Here is a 10,730-nt window from a genome sequence, read left to right as displayed (position 1 = left end):
GGAATGGGTAGGGGCGGCGGGGGCGATCAACCTCGTCGGCTCAGCGAACTCCGTGGCGTCATCTCGTCGTCCTCCACGAACTCGAGGATGCCCAGCGCGGTCTCCGTCTCGCCGTACGCCGCTTCCCGGTAGTAGAGCCAGAGCCCCGCTCTCGCCCGCTCCAGGCACTCGTCACCGAGGTCGGGACGTCCCGCCTCGACCTCGGACCGGTGCGACTCCCCGGCGACCATCGTCTCCAGAACGGACAGCAGGTAGCCCCGCGTATGGGACGGAAGTTCGTCCGCCAGAGCCGCGAGGATCACGGGCACGGCTTCCGGAGCTGCCTGGAACAGCATTCCTGAGACCTCGAGGTGGTTCTCCAGATGCCGCCCCGGCACGTCACGCTCGGGCGGATCGGCCAGGAGTGCACGGAACGTCTCCTTGAGGTGCTCGGCGGACTCGCCACAGCCACAGCGGTATCCGGACCAGTCCAGCCGTTCGAGCTCGATGAGCGCAGCGCTGGTCACCCTCCTGTCACTCGTCCCGTCGGAAGGCCGGCACGCCCGCGGTCGAGGCCGGGTCCCCGAAGGGCCGGATCGGGGCGTCCTCCGGTGCCCGCGCCCGGGAGACCGAGATGCCGTGAACACACGCCTCGCACCAGAAGAGCACGTAGCCGAGACGGCTCTCGCGGTCCGCGACGTAGCGCGCGTGGAGTTCCTCCCGACCGCAGTGGGGACACCGCCCCTCCACCGCGTCGCCGGGCCCGAACCGCACCCCGGCGAGCGCCTTCAGCCACGTCGCACGGTCGGTCATCAGCCGAGCCTCCCGTTGAAGTAGTTCCAGAACTGATCCTCCGAAGCGTAGGCCGCCCGCTCGCGATACAGCGTGATCGTCCCATCAGGGGGTGGTGTGCCCGTACAGGCCGCGTCCGACCAGGTCGGCATCGCGGTTGATCTTCACGCGGACGCCGTCGAGCCCGACGCCTGCCCGCTCGGCGGTCTGGTTGACCACGCGTTTCTGCATGGGCACCTTGAGGTCGAGAAGGCACCCGTGTTCGACGTCCGCCGGGAGAGCCCCTCACTGGGCTGACCGGATGCCTTGCCGCCGGGCGAAGCCGCCGCCGGCGGGGCGCCCTTCGGCGTCACCGCCGCCGCAACATTGGCGTCGGCCCCCTTCACCCCCTTCGTCTCCGACTTGGTGACCAGCTTGCGCAGGAGCTTGAGGAGCTTGCCGACCTTGCTCGCCGCCTTCGGCAGCGCCCCCACGCTGTTGCCCGCTCCGGGCATGAAGGGCGCCAGGAACTCGGCCACCGCGTAGGCGACCTTGCGGGAGAGGGACTTCTCCGGCTCCCCCGCGAGGTCCTTGACCGTCTCGGTGACGTTGATGAGGCCCTTGCCCTCACGGTCCCGCGCCCTCGGAGATCTTCGATTGACATGCTCCTCGCCCTGAAGGGCGAGCATCAGCGACAGCCGACCCGAACCCCGGGCGACCGCAAGGTGAACGGCCGGGGTCGCGTCACTTCTGTCCGGCCGCCGTGTCGTCCGGCGGCGGCTCCGTGGGCCCGCCCAGTGCCGTCGCCCCCCGCGGCTGCGGCGCGTACCGGAGGGACGTCTCATGGGAGTGGGCCCGCAGATAGCCCACGACCGTGTTCGTCACCGCGGCCAGCGGAACCGCGACCACCGCTCCCCCGATGCCCGCGACCAGGCCGCCGGCCGTGACGGACAGGACGACCGCCAGCGGGTGGACGCGGACCGCGCGGCCGAGGATGAACGGCTGGAGGATGTGGCCCTCGATCTGCTGGACGGCGAGCACGACCACCAGTGTCATCACGGCGGTGAAGACGCCCTGCGTCACCAGCGCCACGACGACCGCCAGGGCGCCGGAGACCACGGCACCGACCAGGGGGATGAAGGAGAAGAGGAAGATGAAGACGGCCAGCGGGACCGCCAGCGGGACGTCGAGGAAGTAGATGCCCAGACCGATGAAGATCGCGTCGATCAGGGCCACCATCACCGTGCCGCGCACATAGGCCGTCAGCGTCCGCCAGGCCCGCGGGCCCGCTCCGGCCACCCCGGGCCGCGCCGCCGTCGGCACCAGCTTCAGGGTCCACTTCCAGATCTTCTCGCCGTCGTACAGCAGGAAGAGGGTGCAGAACATCGTCAGGAGGATCCCGGTGAGGGCCTCCACGACGACCGTCACACCTTCCAGGCCCGCCGACGTGATCTCGTCGGTGTTGCTGCTGATCGCCTCGCGCAGGTTCTTGGCGATGTCGTTGATCTGGTCCTCGGTGACATGGAAAGGGCTGTTGAGGAGCCAGCGGCGCAACTCGTCGATGCCGTCCTGGATCTGGTCGGAGAGGTTGTCGATGTTCTCCATGACCTGCCAGGTCACGAACCATCCGATCAGGCCGATGATGACGAACCCGAGGATCGCGGTGAGCGCCGTGGCCACTCCGCGCGGCACGCCGTGGCGCTGCAGCCGGGCGACCGCCGGCTGCAACAGGGCCGTGATGAGGAGCGCCGAGACGAACGCCAGCACCAGCAGTTGGACGGAACTGATGGCCCGCATCAGCACCCACAGGGTGCCCGCGAGGACGAGCAGCCGCCACCCGGCCTCGGCCGCGACCCGCATCCCCCAGGGGACGGCCTCGGCGGGCTGGGGGCGGGCGATGACGGCGGGTGCGTAGGAGGGCGGCGGCGGGACGTGCTCGGGCGGCTGGGACTCCGCTCCGCGGGAGTCGTCGGCGGACTCGGAGTTACCGGTGTCCTCGGAGTCGGTCGGGTCGCTGTCCCGGGCCTCGGCCTCCGCGCGACGGCGCTCCAGTTCCTGCCCCCATCCGGTCAGTCCGGCGCCGAGCCGACTGAGCCACTCTGGCACTCGCGACATGATCCGTCTTCTCCCCCGTTTCCCTTCCGCCCCACCACTCCCCCCGAGGTCGTCGACTCCGACCGTACATGGCCTGAGCCCCCCACCAAAGGACGGTGGGGGGCTCAGGAAGGTTGAGCGGCCGACGGGTGCACCGTGGGCTCAGCGGAGGCTCAGTACCAGTTGTTCGCCTGCCAGAACGACCACGCCTCGCACGGGCTGCCGTAGCGGGAATCCATGTAGTTGAGGCCCCACTTGATCTGGGTGGCCGGGTTGGTCTGCCAGTCGGAACCGACGGACGACATCTTGGAGCCGGGCAGTGCCTGGAAGAGACCGTAGGCGCCGGAGGAGGCGTTGACCGCCTTGTAGTTCCAGCTGGACTCGTGGTCCACGATGTTGCTGAAGCAGGTCCACTGGTCGGCGGCCACCACCTGCTGGGCCATCGCCTGGATCTCGCCGATGGAGAAGGTCTTGGTGGCGCTGCCCACGAGGGACGAGACATCGCGGCTCGCGGAACGGCTGGCCGCTTCCTTGGCCTTGCGCTCGGCCTCTGCCTTCTCGGCGGCCTCCTGCTTGGCGACCGCGTCCGATGCGGCCTTCTTGCGAGCCGTCTCCTCGGCGTCCTTCTTGGCGCTGGCGTCCGCGGCGATGGCCTGTGCGTCGGCCTGCTGCGTCAGGGACGCCGTCTGCACCTGGGCCTCCTGGCCCATGGGAATGTCCGAGAGGAGAGTCGCGTCGCTTGCTGTCGCCTCGGCGTCGTTGTTCTGAGCGGTGCTGCCCGAGGCAACACCAACGACGCTTCCGACAGCGGTGACCGCGGTGGCCGAGGCCACTGCGAATCCCCGGACCGAAATCCGGCTCACACGGTTTCCTTCCAGCATCGCCCGCTTCGGTGACCCTGGCGGACGCAATCGTGCCCCTGGCACTGGCCTCCAACTGATGGGTCACGGGAGGCACGGGCCCGGTGGGCAACTCCTTTGCGGGGAGAGCCGTGTGGTGCTCGGGCGGCATACGACAACGCTATGGAGTTAACCGTGGTGCTTGTGTTGTGCCGTACCGCTGGGGGTACCGGTGTGTCGTATGCGGGGCCTGACAGGAGTGAGACTCTGCCGTACCCGGACGCGGCATGGCAATTCTGAGTTGCGTGTGAAAGCTCACACCGCAGTTTGCCCCTGGGGTTTTGAGGAAAGCCGCACACGTCGAGCGCCGCCCAGCTAGGCTCATGACCTTTGCTGGACGGCGCCAACCAGCGAGTAGCTACCTCAAGTTGAGCACTCCGGTCAGATCTGCCCGTCCTCCAGCATTTCGGTCACAAGGGCCGCGATCTGCGACCTTTCGGACCGGTTCAGCGTGACGTGCGCGAAGAGCGGATGCCCCTTCAGCTTCTCGACGACGGCGACCACACCGTCGTACCGGCCGACCCGCAGATTGTCCCGCTGGGCCACATCGTGCGTGAGGATCACGCGCGAATTCGCACCGATTCGGGACAGAACCGTCAGCAGGACGTTCCGCTCCAGCGACTGGGCCTCGTCCACGATCACGAACGCGTCGTGGAGGGAGCGGCCGCGAATGTGCGTGAGCGGGAGCACCTCCAGCATGCCGCGGGCGGTGACCTCCTCGATGACCTCGCGGGACGTGACCGCCGAGAGGGTGTCGAAGACCGCCTGCGCCCAGGGGCTCATCTTCTCGGACTCGGAGCCCGGCAGATAGCCCAGCTCCTGCCCGCCCACCGCGTACAGCGGCCGGAAGACCATCACCTTCTGGTGCTGACGGCGCTCCAGCACCGCCTCCAGACCCGCGCACAGCGCCAGCGCCGACTTGCCGGTGCCGGCCCGGCCGCCCATCGACACGATCCCGACGTCAGGGTCGAGCAGCAGGTCGAGCGCGATCCGCTGCTCGGCGCTGCGGCCCTTGATGCCGAAGGCCTCCCGGTCGCCGCGCACCAGACGGACGTTGCCCTCGGGGGTCACCCGGCCCAGTGCCTTGCCGCGCTCGGACTGGATCGTCAGGCCCGTGTGCACGGGGAGGTCGGCGGCCTCGGGGACGTAGGCGTGACCCTCCTCGAAGAGGATGTCCACCTGCTCGCCGGGCAGGGTCACTTCGGACATCCCGGTCCAGCCGGAGGCGTCCGTGATGGCGAGCTCCGCGCGGTACTCCTCGGCGAGGAGCCCGACGGAGGACGCCTTGATCCTGAGCGGGAGATCCTTCGAGACGACGGTGACGTCGTACCCCTCGGCCTGCAAGTTGCGAGCGACCGCGAGGATACGGGAGTCATTGTCCCCCAGGCGGTAGCCGCTCGGCAGGACGCTGGGGTCCGAATGGTTGAGCTCGACACGGATCGTGCCGCCGAGGTCCCCGATGGGGATGGGGGCGTCGAGGCGGCCGTGCCGCACCCGGAACTCGTCGAGCAGACGGAGTGCCTGCCGGGCGAAGTAGCCGAGCTCGGGATGGTGCCGCTTGGCCTCCAGCTCCGTCACCACGACGATGGGGAGCACGACCTCGTGCTCGTCGAAGCGGTTCAGGGCGTTCGGGTCGGCCAGCAGGACGCTGGTGTCGAGAACGTAGGTGCGCCGGTCTGGCTTGTGGCGCTTTGTGCTGGTCACCACGGAAGGACGTACCCCCTCGGATGAGGTCGGGGAGCGACGGAGTGGAGCTGGGCCGGTCGACGGCCGCGATGCACGGGCCGGTGACCGGCCCTCCGCCTCTTCGTCCGTGCAGTGACCACACGGTCGGGCTGGTGCAAAGGGCCTCCCGGGCGGACGGCCCCGTGCCGTCCGCTGAGATCCGACACCCGTGGTTCGGGTGTCGACCTGACAGCCTTATGCCCTCGAACACGCGCCGCCATGCCATGTCGTACGACGGCGACCCGGTGAACTCCTCGTTACTTCCGTCCCTGAGGGTGGTACACGCCTCACCCCGGAGGGGGAGGGTCAGCCTCCGAAGCGCCGGTGCCGCGCGGCGTAGTCACGCAGGGCGCGCAGGAAGTCGACCTTGCGGAACGCCGGCCAGAAGACGTCGCAGAAGTAGTACTCCGAATGGGCGGTCTGCCACAGCATGAATCCCGACAGGCGCTGCTCGCCGCTGGTGCGGATCACGAGGTCCGGGTCGGGCTGGTCAACGGTGTAGAGGTGCCGGCTGATCATGTCGATGTCGACGGACTCGGCGAGCTCCTCCATCGAGGTGCCCTTGTCCTGGGCGTCGAGCAGCATCGAGCGCACCGCGTCGGCGATCTCCTGGCGTCCGCCGTACCCGATGGCGACGTTGACCAGTATCCCGTCGACGTGCGCGGTGGACTCCTCGGCCTCCTTCAGGGCGGCCTGCATCGGGGAGGGCAGCAGGTCGGGAGCGCCGACGTGGTGGACCCGCCAGCGGCCGTCGGCGGCGAGGGTGCGGACGACGTCCTCGATGATGCCGAGGAGGGGGCCGAGCTCCTCGGGCGGCCGGTTGAAGTTGTCCGTCGACAGCAGCCAGAGGGTGACGACCTCGACGTCCGTCTCGGTGCACCAGCCGAGGAACTCCTCGATCTTCTCGGCCCCGGCACGGTGACCGTCGACGGCGGTGGAGCCGGCGGCTTTCGCCCAGCGCCGGCTGCCGTCCACGATCACGCCGATGTGCTTGGGCACCTGGTCGTGGTCGAGGTGGCCTTCAACCCTGCGTGCGTAGACCTTGACCAGCAGGCCACGCAGTGTGTCTCGCAGGTTCACGTGATAAAGCCCCTCCGTAGCGGATGTGGTCCCCCACGCCGAAGCGTAGCGCTGCCGCGCGGGGGCGGGGCCAAGGGGGGCTTGGTGTCCGTGGGTACGTGCAGGGGGTCGTGGGTTGCTCGCGCCCACGCGGCGGAGCCGCACAATGCCAGTCCCCCGCGCCCCTCTCAGGGGCGCCGCCTCGCCTGACGACAGGGCCCTCTCGCCGTACAAAAAACGGGCCGGTCCGTGGGGGGGAGACGGACCGGCCCGAGGGGGGGGCTTCCACCATAACCCTTCGTAAGTGATGCTGCGTGCATCGGCGCCAGAAAATTACTCTCCGAAGTCGACTGACGACGTGCGGGTGGGTGCGGAAGCGTTCATTCAGGGGGTACGCATGGCCGGATCGCAGCGGATTCCAAGGCAATCGGGTGGTATCCAGAGGGATTCAAGGGGTTTGAGCTCACTCGCGCGCCACGCGGGGACATGTCCCGGCACACCCCCGCACGGGTGAACCGCACGGGGAACGCACACTTGACGCCATCGCCAACTTCGCAGAGCGGCCGGCCCGGTGGCTCCGACACCGCGCAGCCCCCTCCTCTGCGCGGTGCCGCCCCGCGCAGCTTTGCTCGCGCGAATAACCTTGGTCTGAACTTAACGCCGGACGCCTGACTTTAGGGAGTCGAGCCCGATAACAATGTGGACACCACAGCCGGGCGTCCGGATCAAGTAGGGCATATCAGGTAGGCCACACCAGGTAAGTCGTATCAGGTAGGTCGTATCAGGTGGATTGCGTAGCGCCTCGCTGGGCCGGGTGCTTGCGGGTGACGATCTCCTTCATGTGGCGATCGCCCCACAGCCCGAGCGGCACCAGGGCGGTGTTGAGGTCCTCCCCCAGGCCCGTGAGGGAGTACTCCACCCTGGGCGGGACCTCCGGGTGGACCTCGCGGTGGACGACGCCGTCGGCCTCCAGTTCGCGCAGCTGCTGGATCAGCACCTTCTCGCTGACCCCGTCGATGTGCCGGCGCAGCTCGCCGAAGCGGAGTGTCCCGCCCGCGTGCAGCGTCCAGAGGATCATCGGCTTCCACTTGCCGCCGACGACGTCCACGGCCGCGTCGAGACCGCAGGTGTAGGGGCCCTTGGCCTTGGCCATGGTCGACTCCTTGTCAGAGGGGTGTTGAGGATCACTTGGGAGCAGGCGTGTGCACGGCGGATGGAGCGGCAGTTCCTGGTCGCCGGAGCGTGGCACCAGCGGCGGCAGGGGCGGCGTACGACGGTGACCCTGGAGCCGCTGGGACGGCTGACGGCGACTGGAGGCGCGGGCCGAGCTGGTGTTCGGGGAGGCGAGGGTGGGGCCGCATGCGTAAGAGGAGCCGCACGCGTAAGAGGGGCGGCACGCGTAAGAGGGGCGGCACGCGCAAAGGGGGTGCCGTGCCGGTCGTGGTCGTCACCGGCTCGGCTTGCGGGCCTCGACGAGGTGGCGGGTGCTGTGGGCCACGAACGGGCCCTCCGCCTCGATCCGCTCGTGCAGCGCGAGGAGCCTGGGCCGGTACGCCTCGACGGTGAACCCGGGCACCATCCAGACGACCTTGCGCAGGAAGTGCACGACGGCGCCGATGTCGAAGAACTCCATCCGCAGCCTCTCCGCCCGCAGGTCGACGACCTCCAGCCCGGCGGCCTCCGCTCCCGCGCGCTCCCGGTCGGGGTGGCGGTCGCTGCTCTGCTCCTCCGGCTGCGGCCCGAGGAAGTACTCGACGACCTCGAAGACGCTGCGAGGTCCCACGTGCTGGGCGAAGTACGTACCGCCGGGCCTGAGGACGCGCGTGATCTCCGCCCACTGCGGGCTGACCGGGTGCCGGCTGGTGACCAGGTCGAACGCCTCGTCCGCGAAGGGGAGGGGTGCGTCCTCGGGGCAGGCGACGACCGCGGCGCCGCGCGGGTGGAGGAGGGCGGTGGCCTTGGCGACGTTCGGGGGCCAGCCCTCGGTGGCGACGGTGAGTGGGGCGAACACCTGGGCGGAGGCCAGGACTTCCCCTCCCCCGGTCTGGAGGTCGAGCGCGGCGGAGACCCGGCCGATCCTCTCGGCCATCGACCGCGCGTACCCCCACGAGGGCCGCTCCTCCGTGGCCCGGCCCTCGAACCAGGAGAAGTCCCAGCCGTCGGTGGGCACGGCCTCGGCCTCGGTGACGAGGTCCTCGAAGGTGCGGTGGGTGCGGTGGGTGCGGTGGGCCGTGTCGGCGGCGGTCATGAGGGGATCCTCGCAAGGGCAGGCCGGCGGACGCGACCGAATTCCCGGGGCCTACTCCAGCACCAGCAGGACATGCTCGTTCTCGCCGTGCCGCACCGTGCCCTCGTGGCGAAAGCCGTGGTGCTCCAGGAGGCGGACCGAAGCACTGTTGCCGTGGAACGGGTCGGCGTACAGAGGCCGGTTCAGCTCCTCCCGGAGGAAGAGGTCCAGGGCTCTGGTGCCGATGCCCCGCCCCCAGTACCGGCGGCCCAGCCAGTAGCCGAGGAAGCGGCGGCCGTCCTCCTCCCACCAGGCCATCAGGTTCCCGGCTGTGGCGCCGTCGACGGTGACCGTCCGCACGAAGCCGGTGGGGTCGCCGAGGATGCGCTTCCCCCAGTGGTTCATGAAGGCCTCGCGCTCGCGGGGAGGAAACCTCGACCGCCGCACCGCCTCCGCGTCCTGCTCGTAGGCGTGAAAGAGCTCCAGGTCGCTCTCGTCGACGCCCCGCAGCAGGACGCTCTCGCTCTCGCCGTCGTCGCTCATACCGGGAGTGTGCCAGCGGCCACTGACAACCATCGCTTACCCGCTCACCGCTGACGCTCGTAGCGCAGCAGCACGACCCCGTTGCCGAAGGTCCGGGTCTCCAGCGGCCGCAGCTTCCGGAGGGTGTCGAACTCCGCGAACGGGGACCTGCCCCGGCCGATGACGACCGGGTGGACGTAGATCCGGTACTCGTCGATCAGGTCGTGTCGCGTGAACTCGGCGGCGAGGTCGGCGCCCCCGAGGAGCAGATCACCGCCCTCCTGAGCCTTGAGTGCCTGGATGTCCTCGACCACGACCTCCCGCACGAGCGTCGTGTTCCACTGGGCGTGCTGCAGGGTGCGGGAGAACACGATCTTCGGCATGTTCCGCCAGATCACGGCGAAGTCGGCCACGGCACGGGGGACGTCCTTCTCACGGTCGGCGGTCGGCCAGTAGTCCGCCATCAGCTCGTACGTGACGCGCCCTTCGATGAAGGCGCCCATGCCCGCGAGGTACTCGTTGAAGTGCGTGTGCAGTTCGTCGTCGACCACGGACCAGTCGATCTCGCGGTTCGGTCCCTCGAAGTAGCCGTCGAGGGACACGGACAACATCAGGACGATCTTTCTCATGGCGGCTCCCGGTTCCACGCGGCCGTACTCGCTCGTGGCACCAGCATCGCGCGGCCCTGCCCGCCGGACGGGGACGCCGCCCCGTCCGGCGGGTTCTCGGGCGCAACGGGACAGGCGCCCCCGAAGGGATCGCCTCAGAGGCGTGCCCCGTACGAGTGATCACGCGGCCTCAGCTCTGCCCGCCCGCCGTCTCGCTCCCGGCGCCGCTGTCGCTCGCGCTCGCACCCCTCGGGAACGACACCTCCACGCGGCGGTTCTTGCGGCGGCCCTCCTCCGAGGTGTTGTCCGCGATGGGGTAGTCCTCGCTGTAGCCGCGCACCTCGAAGGTGATCTCCGAGCCGAGGGAGCCGGCCAACTCGTCGTGGACGATTTCCGCGCGGTTCTTGGACAGGGTCTTGCCGTGCTCGTAGGAGCCGAGGTTGTCCGTGAAGCCGAAGACGCGGACCGTGGTGGGCTTCTGCGCCTTGATCTCGTCGGCGATCGCCTGGATGCGGGAGCGGGCCTCCGGGTTCAGCTTGGAGCTGTCCTTGGGGAACAGCACCTCCGCCTGGAGCGCGAACGTCACGTTCTGGTTCGTGTCCTCCCTGCGCTCCTCGCCTCCGAGGTCCTCCACGACCGACTTGATGTCCAGCACCTTCGCCTCTGCGAGCGTGGCGCCTTCGGCGAGCTTGAGCCCCGGGTTGTTGGCGTCGACTTCCGGGGGTGGCGCGGAGGTGACGGTGCCTGGGGGTTCGCTGGGGCCGTCGTCGGCGTACGCCGGGGTGACGGTGAGGGTGACGAGTACGGCCAGCGCCATGCAGGTGGTGGCGGTACGGGGGGTGAGGG

12 protein-coding genes are annotated in these 10,730 nt (G+C 69.4%); all 12 read right to left on the bottom strand.

The window, feature by feature from the left end; translation table 11 throughout:
• Positions 1 to 26 precede the first annotated feature (26 nt).
• Positions 27 to 506 carry a hypothetical protein gene (locus tag FNH08_RS33055; protein ID WP_152775206.1) on the bottom strand — a complete coding sequence of 160 codons (480 nt, stop codon included), beginning with the start codon at positions 504 to 506 and terminating at the stop codon, positions 27 to 29.
• 7 nt (positions 507 to 513) lie between these two features.
• A complete protein-coding gene (locus tag FNH08_RS33050; RefSeq protein WP_152775205.1) occupies positions 514 to 792 on the bottom strand; it encodes a hypothetical protein in 279 nt (92 codons plus the stop codon).
• 143 nt (positions 793 to 935) lie between these two features.
• Positions 936 to 1,439: a hypothetical protein gene (locus tag FNH08_RS33045; RefSeq protein ID WP_152775204.1), complete on the bottom strand. Its 504-nt coding sequence runs from the start codon at positions 1,437 to 1,439 to the stop codon at positions 936 to 938.
• A gap of 55 nt (positions 1,440 to 1,494) precedes the next feature.
• Positions 1,495 to 2,865, bottom strand: a complete 1,371-nt coding sequence (locus FNH08_RS33040) for an AI-2E family transporter (protein ID WP_152775203.1) — start codon at positions 2,863 to 2,865, stop codon at positions 1,495 to 1,497.
• A gap of 152 nt (positions 2,866 to 3,017) precedes the next feature.
• The gene (locus tag FNH08_RS33035; protein WP_152775202.1) at positions 3,018 to 3,725 is read right to left on the bottom strand and encodes an aggregation-promoting factor C-terminal-like domain-containing protein; all 708 of its coding nucleotides are present in this window, start codon (positions 3,723 to 3,725) and stop codon (positions 3,018 to 3,020) included.
• A 399-nt stretch (positions 3,726 to 4,124) separates the two neighbouring features.
• Positions 4,125 to 5,450, bottom strand: coding sequence for a PhoH family protein (locus FNH08_RS33030; RefSeq protein ID WP_322725906.1), 1,326 nt, complete (start codon positions 5,448 to 5,450; stop codon positions 4,125 to 4,127).
• Between the two features lie 324 nt (positions 5,451 to 5,774).
• Positions 5,775 to 6,548, bottom strand: coding sequence for an isoprenyl transferase (locus tag FNH08_RS33025; protein WP_322725905.1), 774 nt, complete (start codon positions 6,546 to 6,548; stop codon positions 5,775 to 5,777).
• Positions 6,549 to 7,308: 760 nt separating this feature from the next.
• Positions 7,309 to 7,680 carry a winged helix-turn-helix transcriptional regulator gene (locus FNH08_RS33020; protein WP_152775201.1) on the bottom strand — a complete coding sequence of 124 codons (372 nt, stop codon included), beginning with the start codon at positions 7,678 to 7,680 and terminating at the stop codon, positions 7,309 to 7,311.
• A gap of 294 nt (positions 7,681 to 7,974) precedes the next feature.
• A complete protein-coding gene (locus tag FNH08_RS33010) occupies positions 7,975 to 8,775 on the bottom strand; it encodes a class I SAM-dependent methyltransferase (protein ID WP_152775200.1) in 801 nt (266 codons plus the stop codon).
• Positions 8,776 to 8,826: 51 nt separating this feature from the next.
• Positions 8,827 to 9,297 carry a GNAT family N-acetyltransferase gene (locus FNH08_RS33005; RefSeq protein WP_152775199.1) on the bottom strand — a complete coding sequence of 157 codons (471 nt, stop codon included), beginning with the start codon at positions 9,295 to 9,297 and terminating at the stop codon, positions 8,827 to 8,829.
• 44 nt (positions 9,298 to 9,341) lie between these two features.
• Entirely contained in the window at positions 9,342 to 9,905 is a 564-nt protein-coding gene (locus FNH08_RS33000) for a dihydrofolate reductase family protein (RefSeq protein ID WP_152775198.1), read from the bottom strand.
• A gap of 169 nt (positions 9,906 to 10,074) precedes the next feature.
• Positions 10,075 to 10,730: OmpA family protein (locus tag FNH08_RS32995; RefSeq protein WP_407704498.1), on the bottom strand; the 656-nt coding region annotated here is incomplete at its 5' end.

The organism is Streptomyces spongiae (assembly GCF_009377185.1).
GTDB classification, from domain to species: domain Bacteria; phylum Actinomycetota; class Actinomycetes; order Streptomycetales; family Streptomycetaceae; genus Streptomyces; species Streptomyces spongiae.
Note: the sequence above shows the minus strand (reverse complement) of the source record. Positions and strands in the feature narration are given on the sequence as shown.